Below are 20252 nucleotides of genomic sequence, written 5' to 3'. Positions count from 1 at the left end.
TTCCCGTCCATCGCAACCTCGAATGCCGAACCGAGCGCGCTCATCTTGCATCCCCTGTCATGCCACCGTCCGCGAGCGTGCGACAGAGCGGTGGCCTTCCGACAGGGCCAGAGTTGTCGCAATTCACTGGGCCAGCAGGCCCATGGCGCAGCGCGCCACAGCACCGGATGCACGTTTTGGTGCAGCAGTGCCTGCAGAGACAGCACGCGAGCGCGCGCAGTTCCGCGCCAGAAACTGGCGACGAAGTACGGATTTCTCTGGGCAAATCGTAATGTCTATTGCACCGCGATCCGAACGACCGAAATCAGCTGTCTAATTTGCAGGCGATCGATCGGCATCACGGGATATCGGGATGCCTATGAGCTATGCAGGGCGGTCGGCTCAGCCTCTCTTTATTGTACGATCAGTAAGAGAGCGTCCTGGGCGGGTCGGATAGCGCGTTGCCAGACGCGCCGATGCAAGCTGCAATTCTTGCAAGCAGCGGAGCGGCATCCTCGACGCGCAACCGCCCGTAGCCGAACACCAGGCCTTGCCGCGTCGGCTGTTCCAGGAAATTCTGCGACAATGGCTGCACGTGGATGCCGGCCCGCTTCAGGACCGCGGCGGCCTCGCGATCGCTCATCCGCGCCTGCATTGCGTCGGTGAACAGTGCCACCAGGTGCAGGCCGGTGACGGCGGAGGACACGGCCAGATCATCCGGCATCAGCGCTCCGATCGCCTCGATCAGCGCCTTTCGCCGCGCAGCATAGACCCGCCGCATTGCGCGCAGGTGCCGCAGCAGATGCCCTTCCCGCATGAATTCCGCCAAGGCGAGCTGTCCGATGCCCGAGGTGTGCACGTCGATTCGCGCGCGGCCCTTGGCGAACCCTTCGATGAAATGCCTGTTCGCAACGAGGTATCCGAGCCGCAGGTTCGGCATCATGATCTTCGAGAAGGTGCCGAAGTAGATCACCCGGCCCTCGCGATCGAGCGAGCGCAGCGAGGCGATCATGCTGTCCTGATGCCTGAACTCCGAATTGTAGTCGTCCTCGATCACCCAGACGTCGTTCTTGTTCGCCCAGTCGAGAAGCTCGAGCCGCCGCTCCAGGCCCATGCTGATCCCGAGCGGGTATTGATGCGATGGCGTGACCACGATCAGGCGCGCGCGTGGTGCGCGCCGAATTCCTTCCGAGACGACCAGTCCCTTGTCGTCGACCGGGATCGGAACGATGTTTGCGCCGGCCGCCGTGAGCGCCCATCGCGCCTCGACGAAGCCTGGCTCCTCGACCCAGACCTCGTCGCCGGGATCGAGGATCATCCGGCTGCAGAAATCCAGTGCACCCGACGTGCCGGAGGTGACGACGACCTCGTCCGGCGAACAAACGAGACCGCGCACCGAGCTGAGGAAGTTCGCGATCTCGCTCCGCAATCGCGGATGGCCTTCGGGCGGAAGATCGAGGCACTCCTGCTCTCTTGGATTCTGCCAGGCCTGGCGCAGCAGGCGCGACCAATCCTTGAAGGGAAAGGTCGAGATGTCAGGCGCGCCCGGACTGAACTCCGACGGCCAGTTGGTCTCGTAGTCGAAGGCGAGCAGCGATCGCCAGCGCTCCGACATGTGGGCGGGCCTGGCCGCAGACGAGGCGGACGATGGTTCGGCATGAGGCGCCGCCACCGACGCCACCATGACGCTGCCGCGCGGCGTCGATTCCAGATAGCCCTCGGCGTAGAGCAGATCCCATGCCGTCAACACCACGGTCCGCGAGCAACCCAGTTCGCGCGCGATCTCGCGCGAACCGAGAAATTGCGTTCCCGAGGGAAAGGCGCCGCACAGAATGCCGTCCCGGATATGCTTCGCGATCTGCAAGTGCAGCGGCACCGCGGAGGTCCGGTCGATATGGATCCCGGCAAGGGATACACGCTTGCTCGGATGACGGCTGTTGTTCATGTCTCGCCTGCCGGGCAACGCAGGTCCTGTCCGCCGTCATTCCGGGGGGCGCCCCGGAATGACGACGCGACTTTTCGTTACGCGCTCGCCTGGGTCACGAACTTCGTGTTGAGATAGCCCTCGATCGCCTCGAGGCCGCCTTCGGAGCCGTAGCCGGAATCCTTGATGCCGCCGAACGGCACTTCAGGCAGCGCGAGGCCGTGATGGTTGATCGAGACCATGCCGCTCTCGATGTCGGCACCGATGGCCTGCATCGTCTTGGTCGAGGTGGTGTAGGCATAGGCCGCCAGGCCGTAAGGCAGACGGTTGGCCTCGGCCACCACCTCGTCATAGCTGCGGAACGAGGTGATCGGCGCCAGCGGGCCGAACGGCTCCTCGTTCATGATGCGTGCATCGCGCGGCACGTCCGTGAGCACCGTCGGCTCGAAGAAGAAGCCTTCATTGCCGATGCGCTTGCCGCCGGCCTTGACCTTGGCGCCGCGTTGGACCGCGTCGGAGACGAGGCCCTCCATGGCGTCGACGCGGCGCGGATTCGCCAGCGGTCCCATGCGCGTGTCCTTGTCGAGACCATTGCCGACCTTGAGGCTCTTGGCCGCCGCCACGAACTTGTCGACGAAGGGCTCGTAGACGCTCTCATGCACCAGAAAGCGCGTCGGCGAGACGCAAACCTGGCCGGCGTTGCGGAACTTGTTGGCCGACAGGATTTTGGCGGCATTGTCGAGGTCCGCGTCCGCGAACACGATCGCCGGCGCATGGCCGCCGAGCTCCATCGTGACGCGCTTCATGTGCAAGCCCGCGAGCGCGGCCAGATGCTTGCCGACGGCGGTCGAGCCGGTGAAGCTGATCTTGCGGATGATCGGGTGCGGAATGAGATACTCCGACACTTCCGCCGGCACGCCGAACACCAGTTGCACGACGCCGGCCGGAATGCCCGCATCCACATAGGCCCGCACCAGCTCCATGCAGCTTGCAGGCGTCTCTTCGGGTCCCTTGACGATGATCGAGCAGCCCGCGGCCAGCGCAGCGGAGATCTTGCGCACCGCCTGGTTGATCGGGAAGTTCCAGGGTGTGAAAGCCGCGACCGGGCCGACCGGCTCCTTGGTCACGAGCTGGGTGACGTTGCCCATCCGCGGCGGCACGATGCGGCCATAGGCGCGGCGCGCCTCTTCCGCGAACCAGTCGATGAGGTCGCCGGCCAGCATGGTCTCGCCCTGCGCTTCCACCACCGGCTTGCCCTGCTCCATGGTCATCACGGGCGCGATCTCGGCGGCGCGCGAGCGGATGATGTCGGCGGCCTTGCGCATCAGCTTGTAGCGGTCGAACGGCGAGGTCTTGCGCCAGATCTCGAAGCCGGCCTTGGCCGCCTCCAGCGCGCGGTCGAGATCCCCACGCGAGGCATGCGGGGTCTTGCCGATCGGCTGGCCGGTGGCGGGATTGAGGATGTCCTCCGACTTGCCGGACGAACCATCGGTCCACTCGCCGGCGATGAACATCTGAACTTTCGGGTACATCCGTGCTGCCTCCTGCATGATTCTCGGTCTCCGACGGGTCTGGCGCCGCCATCTGAAGCCGGCGCAGAGCTACACCGAAAGACAGCCGACGAAAAGGGATCCGTGATGCCGCCGCGGCGCATCACTGACCTTCCCGGGCACCATCTCGTGGAGGCAAATCCACGGTTAGAACCGATCGAGATTAGGCTGGCGCGCATTGCAAGTCGCACCCGCGGGCCAGATATTGCCGGGAGCCAATCAATCGCATCCAAATCGGTCATCCGCCCACCATGCCCTTCTTCCGGCTCGACAACGGCGACCTTCGTCCCGATGAATCCATAGATTTCAACCCGGAGGACGTGCCGCGCGCCATCGCAGCCTTCGGCGGCGAGATGGTCACGAAGGGCACGGAGGTGGCCATGCACGCCCACAGCAAGGACGAGCTCGTCCTGGCCCGGCGCGGCATCGTCAGGCTGGAAGCCGGGCGAAACATGTGGATCGTGCCGCCGCGCTGCGCGGTCTGGATTCCCGGCCATGTTGCGCATGGCGTGAGCGTCGCTGGAAATGTCGAGGTCTATTGCCTGTTCCTGGAGCCGAATGCGGCACCGGCGCTGCCTCGGCAATGCTGCACGCTGACGATCTCCCCTTTGCTGGAACGTCTGCTGGTCCATGCCACGCATATGCCGGCCCTCTACGACCTCGACGGACCAGACGGGCGGATCGCGGCAGTGCTGCTGGATCAGCTCTCGCTGGCGCCTGTCGAAGAGCTGCGTTTTCCCATGCCGGCCGATTCCAGGCTGCGCAGGATCGCGAGCGCGATGATGGCCGACCCTTCCGACCGCGCGACGATCGAGGACTGGGGCCGGCGCATGGCCGTTGCTCCCAGAACCCTCACCCGTATCCTGCAACGCGAGACCGGCATGAGCTTTGGCCGATGGCGCCAGCAACTCCACATCCTCATCGCGCTTCAGCGCCTCGATCAGGGGGCATCGGTGCACGCTGTGGCGCTCGATCTCGGCTATGAAGGCGCGAGCGCCTTCGTCACCATGTTCCGCAAAGCCCTGGGCAAGCCGCCCGCGCGATACCTCGCCGAGCGCCGCGTCCTCGCGCACTGACCGGAAATCGCAATCGATTGTCAGGTTCACGGAATGCGGCCGGCAGACCGATTCCGTATTCAGGCTCCAAGGCCCGTCCGCGGGCGCATTTTCCGGAGCCGAGAAACATGGATTCCCTCAGCCAAGGCCTTGTCGCCGACGTTCTCCTTCGTCTTCATCGGGAAGCGGATGCGGCTGATGCGCCGCTGATGCAAGCCATGGGCGAAGCAACCGATCAGCAGGGTGCCATCAGCCACTTCATCGAATCCGAGACCAGGGATCTCGCGGGGGTCTATCGCGGGCTTGCGGACAATTTTCTGAATGTCTCCCCCGAATTCGGACGTTTTCTCTACCTCTGCGCTCGCGCCTGCAGGGCGACGCGCATCGTGGAGTTCGGCTCTTCGATGGGGATTTCCGCCATCTACATGGCCGCTGCCTTGCGCGACATGAGCGGCGGCCGCCTGATCGGGACCGATCTCGAGCCCGCCAAGATCGCGCGTGCACGCGCCAACCTCGCTGCCGCAGGGCTCGACGACCTGGTCGAATTTCGCGTCGGCGATGCGCGCGAGACCCTCAAAGCCGGCATCGGCGGCGATATCGACATGGTGATGCTCGACGGCGCGTTCACGCTCTATCTTCCCATCCTGAAGCTGCTCGAGCCCCACCTGAAGTGCGGCGCCGTGATCATTGGCGAGAACGCGTTTGCGGAAGGCGCGGGCTATCTCGACTACGTGCGCGATCCCCAGAACGGCTATCTCTCGCTGCCGCTGCCGTTCAATCCGGGGCGCGGCAACGAACTGACCGTCAGGACCAAGTAGTCCCGGCGGCTGCTGAGAAATGATTGGAGCCAGGCTTTGAACGAGCCCGACCAACCCCGGATGTCCGAGCCATCGAAGCCGCCGCAAGGACGGGTCACGCGCATGTTGCTGCAATGGCTGATGCGCCCTGCGCGCATCGCCGGGATCGAGGTACTCTCGCCCCGCTTTCGCTCGATCGCGCTCGAGGGCGACGCACTCAAGGGCCTCGCGTGGACCGTGGGTCAGAAGATCCAGGTCGCGATGGGATCCGGCTTGAGCGCGCGGACCTACACGCCGATGTCGTGGGACGCGGAGAACGGACGCACGACATTGCTGGCTTTCGCGCACGGCAGCGGTCCTGGCAGCCGGTGGGCAAGCAGCTTGCAGGAAGGCGACATGTGCTGGCTCTTCGGCCCACGCCGCTCACTCGAACCTTCCGCGGGAGAACCGCCCACAGTCTTGTTCGGCGATGAAACCTCATTCGGCCTTGCTTCGGCGCTCCAGAAGAGCCGACAGGCGGGTGGTACGATCCACGTGTTCGAAGTTTCGGATGCCGCAGAAGCAGGTCCCGTTCTGGCGGCGATCGGTCTCGGCAGTGCGACACTGATCGCGCGCAGCGCCGAGGATGCCCATCTCGCAGCCGTCGAGGCCGAACTGCTGCGCTTTTCCGCAAGCGCACATTTCGTCCTGACCGGCAAGGCGTCGTCGATCCAGCGCATCAGCCGGGCCCTGAAAGCAGCCGGCGTCGCAACATCGCGGATGAGGACCAAGGCCTATTGGGCGCCCGGCAAGACAGGGTTGGATTGACGCAAACGCCGCCAGCCGATGACGATGCCCGTGATCGAGAATGCCAGCCCGAGTGCGCAGAGCCCAACGATCAAGACGTCACGCAGACGCGGGTGTGCCATGAGAGCGGGGAAGTCCAGCGTGTGCAACGCGCTGTAGACCCAGCGATAAGCGCGCCGCGACGCATCCAACCGTTGCAGCACGCGGCCTTCCGCGCCATCGATGTCGAACCAGAGCTCGCCACAGCGCAATCGATAGACAGGTGAACCCGGGAGAGTTGATCGCACGTTGTAAAAATCGTCATCGGCGACGACGGACGGTGCGTCGCAACGCGGGGCGAGGCGCGCCGTCAATGCCGATAGTTCGCGCGCGCTGAGAAACCCCGTCTGCTCATCGTGCGGCAGATCCCCTGCCCTGATCAATCTCTGATCGCCAAGCGCGACCCGGTCGCGCCGATAGACAGCGCCGTTGAAGCCGAACCATTCGACCTCGCGGGCCGAGGAGGATATTGACTGGCGATCGAGCGATGCGGCCTCCCTCCAGTCCGGCGCACCGTTGATCACACCGGCCTCGGCCGGGGTCAACTGCCCGCGCGAAAACAGCCGCCCGTGATCCATCGAGAGCCAGCCGCTGAAGATCCAGCTCAGCACGAAGAGCATCGCCGCGAGGCCAATGAGGTGGTGCAGGGCATGCCAGCTACGATAGGGTGAGGAGATCAGGCGTCCTCGAATCTTCACCCGCGCGATCCCGAGCGCCGCACCAAGCAATGCTGCGATCAATGCGAGCAGCGACAAGGTCCAGACCACCCCATCCCACAGCGCCCAGTTGCTTCGCAGAACCGTGGGATAGATCCAGTGCAGAACACTGCCGGCCCAATTCCAGGCGCGCTCGCTGCGCGTCGTGTCAAGCACCACCTCGCCGGTCGATGACGAGACATAGACCTCGGTCCCGGCGGCATCGCCGAGGGCAGCGCGGAACAACGGCCGGTGGCGATCGAATCCGTTCGGCACGCTCCATTGATCGTAGTCAGAATGCCCGGTGATCGTGGCGCGTGCTGCGTCGAGTCCGCGCTGACGGGCGTGAGCTCGCACGATGGCAAGCGCGGCATCGGCGGAGATCACCGCATCCTGCCCGTCGGAGGCGCGCACCGCTCTGGAACGCGTCAGTCCCGACGCGATGTAGACCGGTCCGTCGCTCCGCTGGATCAGCCGCACGCGCCTGGCATCCGCGATCCCGCTCGCGGCCACGGCGTCCCCGACCGAAATCCTTATCTCGCCGCGATCCACCGGCGCAAGTCCGGCAAACCGCTCCGCTTCCGTCAGCGACGGAAACGGAACGAAGTGCATCACGATCCCCGTCGCGAACCACATCGCGAACAGGAGGCAGAACGCGATCCCGAGCCAGCGGTGCGAGAGGACGATCGCGCCCATCATGCGTTCAGCGTCCTACCATTTGAACGCGGCCGAGATCTCGTAGGTGCGCGGCGCGCCCAGCAGGATCTGGTCGGGGTAGAACGGATCGCCCCAGATCGCATAGCGCTTGTCGGTGATGTTGCGGATGCGGAAGGTCAGGCGGGCCTGGTCCACCGCATTGAACACCGTCTTGGGAATGTCGACGAAGGCATAGACGTCGGCGACCGTGTACGCCTTCATCGTCACGACGTTGGCATCGGTGTTGTAACGGTCGCCCACATGGCGGCCGGTGATGCCGAGCTCCACCGGCCAGGGTGTGAAGAACCGATACGACGCGCCGGCATTGGCCACGATACGCGGCACGTTCGGCGGCGTGTTGCCGGAGAACGAGCCGCCGGCGAAATCGTAGTCGGCATAGCGCGCGTCGACATAGGCGATGTTGCCCCACAGCCGAAGCGGCTCGATCGGCCGCACCGCCGCGGCAAGCTCGACGCCCTTCGACTCCTGTCGTCCGGCAATGTTGAGCTGCATGCCGCCGGCCGCCGCGTAGACGTTCTTGCGCAGGATGTCGTAGGCCGAGAACGACCATTCCGCCCTGTTGTCCCAGAACAGATGCTTGACGCCGGTCTCGTAGGTGCGCGCGGTCGTCAGGTCGAGCGGCTGGGTCGGCCCAAGCAGGAAGATGTTGTTGGCGGCGATATCGGCGCCGGTGGCGTACTGGCTGAAGAACGTCAGGCCGGGAACGGCCTCCCAGGTGTAGCCGATACGGCCCGTCACCGGTGCCCAGTCGTTCGTGAACGGAAAGCCTGCCTTCTCCTGCCCGCTCACATTGGTCGAATTGCGGTCGAGCCCGATGTGCTCGACGCGGAGGCCGCCGACCAGCGCGAAGCTGCGCGTGAGCTTCAGCCGGTCCTCGAACGAGAGCGCTTCGTTGTCGATGCGCGCGGTCTGCTGCTGGGTCGTGAGCAGGCCGTAGTAGCCGCGATCGGGATCGACCAGCGAAACGGAATCGCCTGGAAAGTTTGCCGCGCCCGGCCTGACGAAATCGAGATAGCTTGTCGACAAGGTCGTGACCAGCCGGTTGTCGAAGCCTGCGATGTTCGCGTCCCAGATCAAATCGGTGATGTTGCCGACCAGGCGCTGGCTGTGCGCGACATAGAAGCGCTCGCGATCGACCAGGTTCGTGGTGGAATTGAACGCCTCGATCTCGTTGTTGAACCAGCTCCGTTCTGCGCCATAGCCATAGGCCTGGCTCTTCAGCGTCAGGTCAGGCGCCAATTTCAGCTCAAAGCCGCCGCGCAGCCACACTTCCTGGGCGACGTTGCGGTTGTCTAGGACGTTGTAGTTGGTGTTGAAGGTGCGGTCGTCGATCGTGACGGCACCGAGATTCGTTCCGTTGTAATTCGACACGTAGTTGCCGGAGACGATCCCCGTCGTTGCATGCGAGCCGCTGAAAGCGATCGGCACCAGCGGCGCGCCCCAATAGGCCTTGGAGCGATCCTCGCGGTACTCGAGTGCGCCCCAGATCTTGAGACTATCGGAGATGCGGTAGTCGAGCTGGCCGGACGTGCCGAACGTCTTGACGTTGGTGTCGTCGGCAAAACCGTTGAGGGCGGAGCGGAAGATGTCGAAGCGATAGTCGAGGCCCTGCACATTGGTGCTGCCGCCCGAGCCGTAATGCGCGCGGAATGAGTTGAGCGAGTCCCAGGAAAACTCAGCTTCGTTCCGGATCGGTCCGGTGTGGGGCTGCTTGGTGACGAAGTTGATGGCGCCGCCGGCGGCGCCCTCGCCTGACATCAACGAGGCCGGGCCCTTGAGGAACTCCACGGCCTGCAGATTGGCGGTGTCGGTGATCCGCGAGGTCATGTTCTGCGGGCCGATCTTGATGCCGTTGTAGAGCGTATTGATCTGGCTGTTGGTGAAGCCGCGCATGGAAAACGCCGCGGGCTCGGCCGGATTGTCGCCGGAGGTGACGCCGACGGCACCCTGCGCCACCTCTGAGACAGTTCGATAACCCTGCTCGCGCATGGTCTGGGCGGAGATCACCTCGACCGTCGCGGGCGTTTCGCGCACCGTCAGGCCGAGCCGCGAGGCGCTTTCGGCCACCACATTGCTGTTGAGCGGCGTCGGCGCTGTCGCGGCCGGCGCGCTGGGCTTGGGCGGAGCCGATACGGTCGCTGGCCGGCGCGCAGCTGCACGGCGCGCGCGCTGCGCTTCACGGCCGGATGGCTTGGCCTGCCTGCCGGCTTCAGCAGGCGAGACCTCGACCGGCGGCAGGGGTTCGCGGACCTGCTGCGCCAGGGCGGCAGGCACATCTGCGATGACAAACGACGTGAACGCAGCGGAGGCGAGCAGGAAGCGGCTCGGCCGTAAGATACAGATGGAAGACACGATACGAAACCTCGGTATGACGTCAGTGGCACGTCACAGCGAACGAGGTCCCATCTGTTGGCCTTTCGGGCCGTCCGATGAAGCCGAATGTCTGTACTCCCCGACCGACATCTTCGCGTGTGACCTCGGCTGACGGCAGGTCTCCTGGCTCGCGGGTCGTGACCGCTTCGTCGCCTTCCCGGGACCGAGGACCCAGTGGCTTGTGACGAAGGATTCACCGCTTACAGTTGCGGGGGCAGCCGCGGCATTGGGGACAAGTGTCCCCGCACCGCATTCCCTTTTCATTCCCTCTCGGGGAAACCGTCGCGATCATCTAGGATTACCATCGTGACAGAGTCAATGCGCCAGTTGCGGCGTTGTGGCCACAGCGACCAACTTCCCTGGAGATGAGCATGGAAGGTGAGACCTTCCTCTGGCTGATACGGCATGCGACCGTCGAGGGCGTAGCGGGGACGATCCATGCTGCTGATGCGCGGGCGGATCTCGGCGATCACGCAGCGCTGGTGGCTCTGCGGCAGCATTTGCCGCCGGATGCCACCACCTATGCCAGCCCGTCGCGGCGTACGGTCGAGACCGCGCGCGCACTGCGGCTCGAACCGGAATTGGTCAGCGAATTCCGCGAGCAGGATTTCGGCGACTGGACCGGCCGCCGGCATGACGAGCTCGCCGCGACCGGTGGCGAGACTTACGCGCAGTTCTGGCACGATCCAGCGCACGGACGGCCGCCGAACGGCGAAAGCTTTGCGGATCAGGTCGCCCGTGTCCGGCTGGGTCTGTCGCGGATCGGGGCCGGATCGGCAACGCTCGTCGTGCATTCCGGCACCATCCGCGCCGCGCTCTGCATCGCACTGGACCTGACGCCGCAGGCCGCCTTGCGCTTCGTGATCGATCCGCTGTCGCTGACCCGGATCGACCGGCTCGCGGCGGGCTGGCGCGTCGTCTCCGTCAACCAGCGCGTGGCTTGAGCTGCATCAGGCCGGGCGATCCGGCACATTGGCCTGCGCGAACGTCGCCATGCCGTTGTGAAGCGCGCAGGCCGCGCGGACCAGCGGCAGCGCGATGGCCGCCCCGGATCCCTCGCCGAGCCTGAGGTCGAGGCTGATCAGCGGCTGAACGTTGAGCGCGCGCAACACCAGCCGATGCCCCTGCTCGGCCGATTGATGCGAGGCGAGCTGGAACGGCTGGCAGGACGGATTGAGACGCGCCGCCGCCAGCGCCGCGACGGACACGATGAAGCCGTCGATCAACACGGGAATGCGGGCTTGCGCGGCCGCGATCATCGCGCCTGAGATCGCCGCGATCTCGAGGCCGCCGACGGCGCACAGGATCTGCTCGACCGAGGCCCCGGCGACGCCGTGGCGTGCGATCGCCGCATCGATCACCCGTGCCTTGTGCGCGCGGCCGGCCGCATCGACGCCGGTGCCGCTGCCCGCGATCTCCCCGGCGCTCACACCAAGCAGGCTCGCCGCGATCGCCGCTGAGGTCGTGGTGTTGCCGATGCCCATCTCGCCGAGGATCAGGAGATCTGGCCGACCGGCCTTTGCGCGCACCACCGCACGCCGGCCGGCCTCGAAGGCAAAGGCCAGGTCCGTGGGCGTGAGCGCAGCCTCGACGCTGAAATCGCGCGTGCCGTTGCGCGGCTTGTCGGTGACGATTCCCGCCATCTGCTCTTGGGCCAGCGTGCCGGCGTCGACCACCTCCAGGCTCGAACCCAGCTCACGCGCCAGCACCGAGATCGCCGCGCCGCCGGAGGCAAAATTCGCCATCATCGCGATGGTGACGGCTTGCGGATAGGCCGACACGCCCTGCGCGACGATGCCGTGATCGCCGGCGAAGATGATGGTCGGCACCCGCAAGGCGCGCGGCTCTTCGGTCGCCTGCAAGCCCGCAAGCTCGATCGCGAGCTGCTCGAGCCGGCCGAGCGCGCCGGTCGGCTTCGTCAGTTGCGCCTGCCGCGCAATAGCCGCCTCGCGATGGACCGCGGAGACCTCGGGGCAGTTCCGGTAAACCCATTCGGGAAGCATGCTGCCTCGCTTACGCCCTGCGCTTGAGAATGTAGCTGTCCATGATCCAGCCGTGCCGCTCGCGCGCCTCCTGCCGCAGCGCGACGATACGAGGGCCGATCTCGGCGAGTGCGCCGGACATGATGATCTGGTCGGGCATGCCGAGATAGGCGCCCCACCAGATATGAAGCCCCGCTGGATCAAGCGACTGGAACGCCGTGCCGCCGTCGAGCATCACCACCACGGTATCGACACCTTGCGGCCAGCCGTCTTCACGCAAGCGCCGCCCCGTCGTGACCAGGAACGGCTCGCCGATGTCGTTGAGCGGCAGCGCATGCGCCGCGCACAGCGCCTGGATCGAGGTGATACCGGGCACGACTTCGATCTTCGGCAACGGATTCAAACGCCGTGCAATGCGCAGCGAGGAATCGTAGAGCGACGGATCGCCCCAGATCAGCAGCGCAACCTTGCCGTCACCTTCGAGATGCCTCGCGATCGTCTGCGACCAGGTCGCGGCAACCGCATCGTGCCAATCGTCTACGCCCTTGCGGTAATCGGCTTCACCGGTGTCGCGCACGGGAAGATCGAATTCGGCGATGGCTGTCTTGTCGCTGGTGAGCACGTCCGCGCAGATCGTTCGCCGGAGATCTGCGAGATCGGACTTTGCAGCCCCCTTGCGCGGGATCAGGACGAGATCGGCCGCGTTGATGGCAGCGATCGCGGCGCGCGTGAGCTGCTCGGGATCGCCGCAACCGATGCCTATCAGGGAGAGCGTGAGCATCGCGAGCGCGACGGGCGGCAATCAGGGCCGCCCTTTCGCTTGTCTCTCAGGCGCCGTTGTGCAGGCGCGGAGTGACGAGGCCGGGCGCGGTGACGCCGCGCAGCGACTTCGCCAGCGCCAGCACTGCGAGGTCTGCCAGCGGCTCGATCACGATGACCAGCGCGTAGGAGGCCGCGAAGGTCGCGATGTTGGCGAGGTTGCTCATGGCAAAGCCGGAGCCGTAGAGCGCCCAGAACGCCACCCAGGCGACAACACCCGCTTGATAAGTCGTCGACAGCGCCAGCGCCTGACCGTACTTCAGATCGACATAGGCGGTGTTACGCGAAATGATGCGCGTGGCGATGGCCTGGATCGCGAACAGCGGCACCAGCAGCGTGGTGACGTTCATGCCGTATTGCGGCAGGTCAGCAGGCTCGAACAACAGACCCTGGAGCAGCAGGCCAAATGCGAGGCCGAAGGCGGCGGGCGCAGCACCAAAGAGCAGGAACAGGGTCGAGCCGAGGATGAAGTGCACTTCGGAGACGCCGACCGGGAAGTGCGGCAGGACCTGGAAGAAGGTGAAGACGAGGCCCGTGGTGGCCAGCGTGCGCGCGGCGAACGAGCCGACGCCCTGCGTGCGGACGGTTTCGGCCGCCAGCTTCAGCGCAACGCCGCCTGCGGCGATGCCGGTTGCGTAACTCAGTACGAGCTTGGCGCCCGTGACGATTCCCGGTTCGATATGCATGGCTCAATTCCTTCCTGCCGTCACACCCGACGGCCTTGGCCTCAAAACGTGCAGGGCCGGTCTCCTGGCTCGCGGTTCACTGGGTTCTCCGGCCTTCCCGAACCTTGCGGCCCAGTGGCGATTCGGAGCCCCTCACCGCTTACAGTCGCGGGGGCGGCTGGGGTTTTGGGCGCCGCAACTGGGTCCGCCCACCCCCATTCCCGATTATGCTCCGGCGCTTTGCGCCGCGTCGAGCACCATGCCCCTCCTGTGTGCGCCTTTCGCGAGCCGGGCGTCAAGAGGCGAAGGGCGACCGCCGCCGTCATGACGGATAATCCCCTGCCAGCGCGCCGAACAGGATCACGGCCGCCGTGGACGCGGCGCCGCCCCGCGCAAGCTGCTCGGCGAGCTCGGCGATTGTGGTGCGGACGAGCCGCTCGTCGGGACGGCCGAGGGATTCGGCAAACAGTGCGGGCGTGTTCGGAGCGAGGCCCTGCGCGATCAATTTCGCCGCCAGCGTCGGAAAGGTGCGCCGGCCCATATAGACCACGGTCGTGGCCTCGGGATCGGCCAGCGCCGCCCAGTTCAGGTTGGACGGCAGCTCGCCGCTGACATCGGCCCCCGTGATGAACTGCACCCGGCGGGAGGTATGCCGACGGGTCAGGGGAATGCCGGCCTGGGCGGCGGCGACACAGGCGGATGTGACGCCGGGAACGATCTCATAGCCGATGCCGGCTTCGCGCAGCGTTTCCAACTCCTCCTCGAGCCGGCCGAAAATGCCGGCATCGCCGGACTTCAGCCGCACCACGCGCGCGCCTGTCGCGGCATAGTCGACCAGGAGACGGTTGACGTGGTGCTGCTTGGTCGAGGGCCGCCCTGCCCGTTTTCCCACCGCGACGAGATTGGCGCCGGGCCGCGCCAGATCCAGAATCGCGCCGGAGGCGAGGTCGTCATAGAGCACGACGTCGGCCTCGCGCAGCCGCGCGGCGCCCTTCACCGTGAGCAACTCGGGAGCGCCGGGGCCGGCGGAAATGAACGACACGAATCCTCTCACCGGTCCTCCGCGATCAGATGAAAGAACGTACCGGTGGCGTGGCCGCGCCGCGAGCCGGTCTCGGCCATCACCGCACCGGTCGCATCGTGCACGACCGCCAGCGGCGCATCCGGCTGCGCGACGATCGTCGAATAGTGAAACTCGTGACCGCGCAGGCGAGCACCGGGCTGATGCCCCGGCATCGGCGCAGCCAGTTCGGCAAGACGATAGCCCAGATGCATGCGGCGTTTGGCAAAGCTGGTCTCGAGGCCAAGCAGGCCCGTCATCTCATGGCGGAGCCCGTCGGCATCGGTGAGGCTTGTGCCCAGAACCATATAGCCTCCGCACTCGCCGTGCACCGGCCGTGTCTCGGCGAAGGCGCGCAGGCCGCTTCGAAAGCGCGCATTGGCCGCGAGCTTGCCGGCGTGCAGCTCGGGATAGCCGCCAGGAAGCCAGCAGACGTCGGCGCTCGCGTCAGGCACTTCATCGGCAAGCGGCGAGAATGTCGAGATCTCGGCGCCCGCCGCGCGCCAGGCCTCCAGCATGTGCGGATAGACGAAGGAGAAGGCCGCATCGCGGGCGAGCGCAATGCGCTGCCCCGGTGGCGCGACGTTGAGACCGTTCGCGGCAGGTTGCGGCGACCAGCGAGCCGCCGACCGCAGCACGGCATCGAGATCGACATGCTCGGTAACGAAGCGCGCGGCCTCGTCGATCAGCTGGCCGATCTCGGCCCGCTCCTCGGCCTGCACCAGGCCGAGATGCCGCTTCGGCAGGCTGATTTCGGCATGACGCGGCAGCGCGCCGAACACGGCGATGCCGGCCTCGTTGAGCGCACGCCGCACGAGATCTTCATGACGCGGGCTGGCGACGCGGTTGAGCACGACGCCGGCAAGCCGCACGCCGGGGCGGTAATCGCGAAGGCCTGCGGCGATCGCCGCCGCAGTCTGCGCCTGGCCCGACGGATCGATCACCACAACCACCGGCCAGCCCAGCATCTCCGCAATGTCAGCGGTGGCACCGGTGCCGGAGACACCGCGCGCGGCGACACCGTCGAACAGGCCCATCGAGCCTTCGGCGAGCACGATATCGGCGTCGGCACCGCGGCCGACGAGATGCGCGATTGCTCCGCGATCCATCGCCCAGCTGTCGACATTGACGGAGGCGCGGCCCGTTGCGGCGGCGTGGAACGCGGGATCGATATAGTCCGGCCCGCTCTTGAAGCACTGCACGTTCAATCCGCGATTGCGCCAGGCGCGGGCGAGCGCCAGCGTCAGCGTGGTCTTGCCGACACCGGAGGCCGGCGCGGAGATGACGAGCGCTGCGGCCATCACGATGCCTCCGGAAAACGCGGCTCGGCGCCGACCGGCCGATAGCGGCGGTCGTAATCGGCGGCATAGAGACGGCTCTCGTCGAAATCCGTAGCGCCAAGCGTCCTGCCGACCAGGATCAGCGCGGTGCGCTCCATCTCGCCGCCCACAGCCGCATCAAGAGTGCCCAGTGTCGCGCGGACGATGCGCTGGTCCGGCCAGCTCGCGCGCCAGACGATTGCGACCGGGCAGTCCAAACCGTAATGCGGCGTCAGCTCGGCCACGACCTTGTCGAGCAAGTGGATCGACAGATGGATCGCGAGCACCGCGCCGGTCGCGGCGAATGCGGCGAGCTTCTCGCCTTCGGGCATTGCGCTGGCCCGCCCCGGCGTGCGCGTCAGCACCACCGTTTGGGCAAGGCCGGGCAGCGTCAGTTCGGCTCCCAGCGCGGCCGCGGCGGCCGAGAAGGCCGGCACGCCCGGCGTCACCGAATAGGGAATGCCGAGCGCGCGCAGGCGACGGAGCTGCTCGCCCATCGCCGACCAGATCGAGAGGTCGCCGGAATGCAACCGCGCGACATCCTTGCCTGCCGCATGCGCGGCGGCGATCTCCGCGATGATCTCGTCGAGCGACAGCGGCGCGGTGTTGACGATGCGCGCCCCCGGCGGGCAATGCGCCAGCACGCCCTCCGGCACCAGCGAGCCGGCATAGAGGCAGACCGGAGAGGCGGCGATCAGATCGCGACCGCGCAGCGTCAGCAAATCGGGTGCGCCCGGGCCGGCGCCGATGAAATGCACCGTCATGCGCCGTCTCCTTCCGCAATCGCGGCGGTCGCGGTGCGATCCCGCGAGACGACGCGTGTCGCAATCAGCCGCGCGCGAGGACCGGCGGCTGCGAGCGCCGCGGCCTCGGCGACCGATCCCGTTCCGAATTTTTCCGCGACGCGTTTCGACTGCGTCGGCGTGTCGATGCCGGCCAGCCTGTCGGCCGGAACGGCCTTGATCGGTATGCCGCATTCACGCGCGAGCTCTTTCAGCGCCTCCGCGTCGGCCTTGTCGCTGACGGTCGCAAATGCCGCAAGACCTTCGGGGCCGCCGGCTGTCGCGAGCGCCTCCCGCAGCGAGGCGACCGTCACATCGCTCTTGAATCCCAGACCGGCGACCTTCATCGGACCGCACTCCATTGCACCACCGGCCGCGTCGCTTCCCAGGATCGGTAGCGGCCGAGCGGGGCCGCATGCGCGATTTCGACCCGCATCAGCTCGCCACCATGGCGCTGATGCAGCTCGCCGAGCAGAGCTTCCGTCTCCAGCGTGACTGAATGTGCAACGAACCGCGCTCCAGGCGAGAGGCGCGCCCAGACGGCATCGAACATCGCGCCATCGAGGCCGCCGCCGATGAAGACGGCATCCGGCGGCTCCAGCGCAGCAAGGGCTTCAGGCGCCTTCCCGGAAACGATGACGATCCGATGCGCCAATCCGAACGCGGCTGCATTGCTGCGAATGTTCGCGGCGCGATCTTCGCGCAGCTCGATGGCCGTGGCCGTCCCGCCGCACAGCCCCCACTCCACCGAGATCGAGCCCGAACCGGCGCCGACGTCCCACAGCCGTTCGCCGGGCCGCGGCGCCAGCGCCGAGAGGGCGAGCGCACGCACCGGCCGCTTGGTGATCTGGCTGTCATGGACGAAGAGATCGTCCGACAATCCCGAACTGCGGGGAATGCCCTGGCCTCCCCGCGCCTGCACCGCCACCGCAACCAGATTGCCGGCAATATTCCCGGCAAAGAGATCGGCGCGCTGCTGGTCGATACTTTCGCGCGGGCCGCCGAGCGCAGCGAGAGTCCACACGAGTGAGGCGCCCCATCCGCGTTGCGTCAGCCATTTCGTGAGATCGCCGACCGCCGCTGCGTCGCGCACCAAGCACAGGATGCGTGCGCCTTGCGCCAAATGCGGGATGAGGCGCTCGAATGGCGCCGCATGAAGGCCGAGGCACGTCACGGATTCGAGGCGCCAGCCCAGCCGCGCGGCCGCAAGCGAGAATGTCGACGGCGCGGGGTGCGCGATCCACTCGCCGCCATCAAGCATCTCGGCGAGGCTCGCGCCGGCGCCATGCCAGAACGGATCGCCGGAGGCGAGCACCGCCGTCGGCCGGCCACGGCAGCTCAGCACGATCTTTGCGTCGAACGGCACCGGCCACGGGCGGCCGCGGCTGCCAACCTCCGCAAGCGAAAGATGGCGCTCGCCGCCGAAGACGGTTTCGGCCCTGGCAAGCGCCTTTCGGCTTGCCTCGGACAGCCCGGCAAGGCCATCTTCGCCGATACCGATGATGGTCAGCCAGGGATCAGACATGACGCGCGCCCTCATTCTGGGCGGAACGGCCGATGCGAGCCTGCTCGCAGCGGAGGTCGCGCGCGCCGGCATCGGCGCCGTCTATTCCTATGGCGGCCGCACCCGCGCGCCGGCCGACCAGCCGCTGCCGACCCGCATCGGCGGCTTCGGCGGCGTGAGCGGGCTGGCCGATTACATTCGCCGCGAAAATATCACGCATGTGATCGACGCGACGCATCCCTTCGCGGCCGAGATGAGCCGCAACGCGATCGTGGCGTGCGCGGAAACCGGCACGCCGTTGATCGCGCTCGAACGCTCGCCGTGGACGAGAGCGCCCGGCGATAACTGGATCGAAACGCGCGACGTCAACGCGGCCGTCGCCGCGCTGCCCGTGGCGCCCGCAAACGTGTTCCTCGCCATCGGCCGCCAGCACATCGCGCCGTTCGCGAGCAAGCCACAGCACACCTATACGCTGCGCTTCGTCGATCCGCCCGAAGCGCCCCTGCCCTTCGCCGCCGACGTGATCGTGTCGCGCGGACCCTTCACCCTCGACGGCGAGCTGGACACGCTGCGCACGCGCGGCATCGCCTGGATCGTCGCCCGCAATTCCGGCGGCGACGGCGCGCGCGCCAAGATCGACGCGGCTCGCATGCTTGGCTTGCCCGTGATCATGATCTCGCGGCCGCAACTGCCCGAGCGGCTGCGGGTCGAGAGCGTGGCCGAGATCATGCAGTGGCTCGGTCATTCTACCCGCCTCGGCGCATAGACCCAGCGGCCGACGCGGCGCGTCTGCGAATTGCCGACGATCACCAGCGTGCGCATGTCGGCCATTTCAGGCGTCGCCTTGTTCAGCGTCACGGTCGCGATCTTCTCGTCAGCCGCGCTGATCGCGCGCGCGAAGATCACGAGACGCTCGCCGCAACCGGCCTCTCGAAGCACCGCAAGCGCGCGGCGAAATCCTTCAGGACGGCTCGCCGAGCGCGGATTGTACATCGCGATGGCAAAATCGGCTTCAGCCGCGAGGCGGAGGCGTTTCTCGATCACCGCCCACGGCTTGAGATTGTCGGAGAGATTGATCGCACAAAAATCATGACCAAGCGGCGCGCCGGCGCGCGCGGCCGCCGCCAGCATCGCGGTGATGCCGGGCAGCACGCGGATCGTCAGCGCCTGCCATTGCGGCGCCTGTTCGAGCGCCTCGAACACGGCCGAGGCCATCGCGAACACACCGGGATCGCCCGAGGACACGACGACGACCTGGCCGCCTCCGGCCGCCAACCGCAAGGCCTCGCTCGCGCGTTGCAGCTCTTCGCGATTGTCTGAGGGATGCAAGGTCAGACCCGATCGCGGCGGCACGCGGGCGACATAGGGCGCATAGCCCAAGATGTCGGTCGCCGCTGCAAGCGCCGCCGAGACTTCCGGCGTCACCAGCGCATCGCTGCCCGGTCCGAGTCCCGCAATGGTCAGCGTGCCCGTCATTCGGCAGCGTCCAGATGCCGGCCCTTGCCGTGCACCAGCACGATCGCGAAATAGGGGCAATCGGCGGCATCGATCTCGGCAAGCCGCACCACGCGCTCGTCCGGCATGGTGCCGCGCTCGACCAGCCAGGCGTCGTCGAGCCGGCCTGCGGCTGCAAGCGCGCGGCGCACCTTTGCGAGATTGCGGCCGGTCTTCATGACGACGAGCGCATCGGAATCGCGCATGTGGCGCTCGAGCTCGTCTTCAGGCAACGTACCCATCAGCACCGTCGTCACGTCGTCGCCGAGCGCGATCGGCTGCCCGACGCCGTTCCAGCAGCCGACCATGCCCGGAATGCCCGCGACTACCTCGATCGCGACGCGGCCTTGCAGGCGCGCGTGCAGATGCATGAACGAGCCATAGAAGTAGGGATCGCCCTCGCAGAGCACGACGACATCGACCGCGCGCGCCAGCCGCGCCAGGCGCTCCGCCCATTCGTCGTAGAAGCCGGCGAGCAGCTGCACGTAGTCGGGACTGTCGAAGGCGATCTCGGTCGTAACCGGATATTCCATGGGATATTCGGTGACGTCGGCCGCCAGCATGCCCTCGACGATGCGGCGCGCTTGTCCGGGCCGTCCCTTCTTGCGAAAGTACGCAACGTGCTTTGCGCCGCGCACCGTGCGGTCTGCGCGCACGCTCATCAGATCGGGATCGCCGGGGCCGAGACCGCAACAGATGATGCGTCCCATGG

Annotated in this window: 19 protein-coding genes and 2 riboswitches; of the genes, 5 read left to right on the top strand and 14 right to left on the bottom strand. The window is 66.7% G+C overall.

The features are described 5' to 3' along the window. Positions 1–403 precede the first annotated feature (403 nt). The gene (locus ABIF91_RS30820) at positions 404–1924 is read right to left on the bottom strand and encodes a PLP-dependent aminotransferase family protein (RefSeq protein ID WP_244430132.1); all 1521 of its coding nucleotides are present in this window, start codon (positions 1922–1924) and stop codon (positions 404–406) included. Positions 1925–2001: 77 nt separating this feature from the next. Further along, complete coding sequence (locus tag ABIF91_RS30815) at positions 2002–3453, bottom strand: NAD-dependent succinate-semialdehyde dehydrogenase (RefSeq protein ID WP_424579572.1); 1452 nt, start codon at positions 3451–3453, stop codon at positions 2002–2004. Positions 3454–3704: 251 nt separating this feature from the next. Between ABIF91_RS30815 and ABIF91_RS30810 the strand changes: the two genes are divergently transcribed. The 3 genes from ABIF91_RS30810 (at position 3705) to ABIF91_RS30800 (ending at position 6112) form a co-directional block, all read left to right on the top strand. Then, positions 3705–4529, top strand: coding sequence for an AraC family transcriptional regulator (locus ABIF91_RS30810; RefSeq protein ID WP_028177773.1), 825 nt, complete (start codon positions 3705–3707; stop codon positions 4527–4529). A 107-nt stretch (positions 4530–4636) separates the two neighbouring features. Further along, entirely contained in the window at positions 4637–5326 is a 690-nt protein-coding gene (locus ABIF91_RS30805) for an O-methyltransferase (protein WP_028177774.1), read from the top strand. Positions 5327–5362: 36 nt separating this feature from the next. Next, the gene (locus tag ABIF91_RS30800) at positions 5363–6112 is read left to right on the top strand and encodes a siderophore-interacting protein (protein ID WP_424579571.1); all 750 of its coding nucleotides are present in this window, start codon (positions 5363–5365) and stop codon (positions 6110–6112) included. Here ABIF91_RS30800 and ABIF91_RS30795 read toward each other — a convergent pair. Both ABIF91_RS30795 and ABIF91_RS30790 read right to left on the bottom strand, forming a co-directional pair. After that, the gene (locus tag ABIF91_RS30795; RefSeq protein ID WP_424579570.1) at positions 6079–7524 is read right to left on the bottom strand and encodes a PepSY domain-containing protein; all 1446 of its coding nucleotides are present in this window, start codon (positions 7522–7524) and stop codon (positions 6079–6081) included. The two genes, ABIF91_RS30800 and ABIF91_RS30795, sit on opposite strands and share 34 nt — an antisense overlap. A 12-nt stretch (positions 7525–7536) precedes the next feature. Next, on the bottom strand, positions 7537–9894 hold the full coding sequence (locus ABIF91_RS30790; RefSeq protein ID WP_028177777.1) for a TonB-dependent receptor: 2358 nt from the start codon (positions 9892–9894) through the stop codon (positions 7537–7539). Between the two features lie 117 nt (positions 9895–10011). Beyond that, positions 10012–10212, bottom strand: a riboswitch (cobalamin riboswitch). 74 nt (positions 10213–10286) lie between these two features. Between ABIF91_RS30790 and ABIF91_RS30785 the strand changes: the two genes are divergently transcribed. Beyond that, on the top strand, positions 10287–10859 hold the full coding sequence (locus ABIF91_RS30785) for a histidine phosphatase family protein (RefSeq protein ID WP_028177778.1): 573 nt from the start codon (positions 10287–10289) through the stop codon (positions 10857–10859). 6 nt (positions 10860–10865) lie between these two features. Here ABIF91_RS30785 and cobT read toward each other — a convergent pair whose 3' ends face one another. The 8 genes from cobT to ABIF91_RS30745 form a co-directional block, all read right to left on the bottom strand. Continuing rightward, complete coding sequence (gene cobT / locus ABIF91_RS30780; RefSeq protein ID WP_028177779.1) at positions 10866–11918, bottom strand: nicotinate-nucleotide--dimethylbenzimidazole phosphoribosyltransferase; 1053 nt, start codon at positions 11916–11918, stop codon at positions 10866–10868. A gap of 10 nt (positions 11919–11928) precedes the next feature. Beyond that, positions 11929–12678 carry a precorrin-6A synthase (deacetylating) gene (cobF, locus tag ABIF91_RS30775; RefSeq protein ID WP_028177780.1) on the bottom strand — a complete coding sequence of 250 codons (750 nt, stop codon included), beginning with the start codon at positions 12676–12678 and terminating at the stop codon, positions 11929–11931. A 46-nt stretch (positions 12679–12724) separates the two neighbouring features. Beyond that, complete coding sequence (locus ABIF91_RS30770; protein ID WP_035669335.1) at positions 12725–13402, bottom strand: energy-coupling factor ABC transporter permease; 678 nt, start codon at positions 13400–13402, stop codon at positions 12725–12727. Between the two features lie 37 nt (positions 13403–13439). Next, a riboswitch (cobalamin riboswitch) is annotated at positions 13440–13658 on the bottom strand. A 45-nt stretch (positions 13659–13703) separates the two neighbouring features. After that, the gene (cobA, locus tag ABIF91_RS30765; protein ID WP_028177782.1) at positions 13704–14435 is read right to left on the bottom strand and encodes a uroporphyrinogen-III C-methyltransferase; all 732 of its coding nucleotides are present in this window, start codon (positions 14433–14435) and stop codon (positions 13704–13706) included. Continuing rightward, the gene (locus ABIF91_RS30760; protein WP_028177783.1) at positions 14432–15742 is read right to left on the bottom strand and encodes a cobyrinate a,c-diamide synthase; all 1311 of its coding nucleotides are present in this window, start codon (positions 15740–15742) and stop codon (positions 14432–14434) included. The genes cobA and ABIF91_RS30760 overlap by 4 nt, the downstream gene beginning before the upstream one ends. Beyond that, positions 15742–16524, bottom strand: a complete 783-nt coding sequence (gene cobM, locus ABIF91_RS30755; protein ID WP_028177784.1) for a precorrin-4 C(11)-methyltransferase — start codon at positions 16522–16524, stop codon at positions 15742–15744. Before cobM ends, ABIF91_RS30760 begins: the two co-directional genes overlap by 1 nt. Beyond that, entirely contained in the window at positions 16521–16889 is a 369-nt protein-coding gene (locus ABIF91_RS30750) for a cobalamin biosynthesis protein (RefSeq protein WP_028177785.1), read from the bottom strand. Before ABIF91_RS30750 ends, cobM begins: the two co-directional genes overlap by 4 nt. Continuing rightward, positions 16886–18067 (bottom strand): bifunctional cobalt-precorrin-7 (C(5))-methyltransferase/cobalt-precorrin-6B (C(15))-methyltransferase, encoded by a 1182-nt coding sequence (locus ABIF91_RS30745; protein WP_028177786.1) that lies wholly within the window; start codon positions 18065–18067, stop codon positions 16886–16888. The genes ABIF91_RS30750 and ABIF91_RS30745 overlap by 4 nt, the downstream gene beginning before the upstream one ends. On the opposite strand from ABIF91_RS30745, the gene ABIF91_RS30740 reads away from it, so the two are divergent. After that, positions 18066–18812 carry a cobalt-precorrin-6A reductase gene (locus tag ABIF91_RS30740; RefSeq protein ID WP_028177787.1) on the top strand — a complete coding sequence of 249 codons (747 nt, stop codon included), beginning with the start codon at positions 18066–18068 and terminating at the stop codon, positions 18810–18812. The genes ABIF91_RS30745 and ABIF91_RS30740 overlap by 2 nt on opposite strands. Here the strand turns inward: ABIF91_RS30740 and cobJ are convergent. Together cobJ and ABIF91_RS30730 are read right to left on the bottom strand one after the other, a co-directional pair. Then, a complete protein-coding gene (cobJ, locus tag ABIF91_RS30735; RefSeq protein ID WP_028177788.1) occupies positions 18788–19522 on the bottom strand; it encodes a precorrin-3B C(17)-methyltransferase in 735 nt (244 codons plus the stop codon). The two genes, ABIF91_RS30740 and cobJ, sit on opposite strands and share 25 nt — an antisense overlap. Further along, entirely contained in the window at positions 19519–20250 is a 732-nt protein-coding gene (locus ABIF91_RS30730; RefSeq protein ID WP_028177789.1) for a precorrin-2 C(20)-methyltransferase, read from the bottom strand. Before ABIF91_RS30730 ends, cobJ begins: the two co-directional genes overlap by 4 nt. Positions 20251–20252: the final 2 nt, after the last annotated feature.

The organism is Bradyrhizobium sp. USDA 241, assembly GCF_049739505.1.
Lineage (GTDB): Bacteria > Pseudomonadota > Alphaproteobacteria > Rhizobiales > Xanthobacteraceae > Bradyrhizobium > Bradyrhizobium liaoningense.
This window is presented reverse-complemented; position numbering and strand designations above follow the sequence as displayed.

Bases quoted from the DNA above. Each gene is read 5' to 3' on its own strand.
- ABIF91_RS30820 (WP_244430132.1), bottom strand. From the start codon at position 1,924: ATGAACAACAGCCGTCATCCGAGCAAGCGTGTATCCCTTGCCGGGATC.
- ABIF91_RS30815 (WP_424579572.1), bottom strand. From the start codon at position 3,453: ATGCAGGAGGCAGCACGGATGTACCCGAAAGTTCAGATGTTCATCGCC.
- ABIF91_RS30810 (WP_028177773.1), top strand. From the start codon at position 3,705: ATGCCCTTCTTCCGGCTCGACAACGGCGACCTTCGTCCCGATGAATCC.
- ABIF91_RS30805 (WP_028177774.1), top strand. From the start codon at position 4,637: ATGGATTCCCTCAGCCAAGGCCTTGTCGCCGACGTTCTCCTTCGTCTT.
- ABIF91_RS30795 (WP_424579570.1), bottom strand. From the start codon at position 7,524: ATGATGGGCGCGATCGTCCTCTCGCACCGCTGGCTCGGGATCGCGTTC.
- ABIF91_RS30785 (WP_028177778.1), top strand. From the start codon at position 10,287: ATGGAAGGTGAGACCTTCCTCTGGCTGATACGGCATGCGACCGTCGAG.
- cobT (WP_028177779.1), bottom strand. From the start codon at position 11,918: ATGCTTCCCGAATGGGTTTACCGGAACTGCCCCGAGGTCTCCGCGGTC.
- cobF (WP_028177780.1), bottom strand. From the start codon at position 12,678: ATGCTCACGCTCTCCCTGATAGGCATCGGTTGCGGCGATCCCGAGCAG.
- ABIF91_RS30770 (WP_035669335.1), bottom strand. From the start codon at position 13,402: ATGCATATCGAACCGGGAATCGTCACGGGCGCCAAGCTCGTACTGAGT.
- ABIF91_RS30760 (WP_028177783.1), bottom strand. From the start codon at position 15,742: ATGGCCGCAGCGCTCGTCATCTCCGCGCCGGCCTCCGGTGTCGGCAAG.
- cobM (WP_028177784.1), bottom strand. From the start codon at position 16,524: ATGACGGTGCATTTCATCGGCGCCGGCCCGGGCGCACCCGATTTGCTG.
- ABIF91_RS30750 (WP_028177785.1), bottom strand. From the start codon at position 16,889: ATGAAGGTCGCCGGTCTGGGATTCAAGAGCGATGTGACGGTCGCCTCG.
- ABIF91_RS30740 (WP_028177787.1), top strand. From the start codon at position 18,066: ATGACGCGCGCCCTCATTCTGGGCGGAACGGCCGATGCGAGCCTGCTC.
- ABIF91_RS30745 (WP_028177786.1), bottom strand. From the start codon at position 18,067: ATGTCTGATCCCTGGCTGACCATCATCGGTATCGGCGAAGATGGCCTT.
- cobJ (WP_028177788.1), bottom strand. From the start codon at position 19,522: ATGACGGGCACGCTGACCATTGCGGGACTCGGACCGGGCAGCGATGCG.
- ABIF91_RS30730 (WP_028177789.1), bottom strand. From the start codon at position 20,250: ATGGGACGCATCATCTGTTGCGGTCTCGGCCCCGGCGATCCCGATCTG.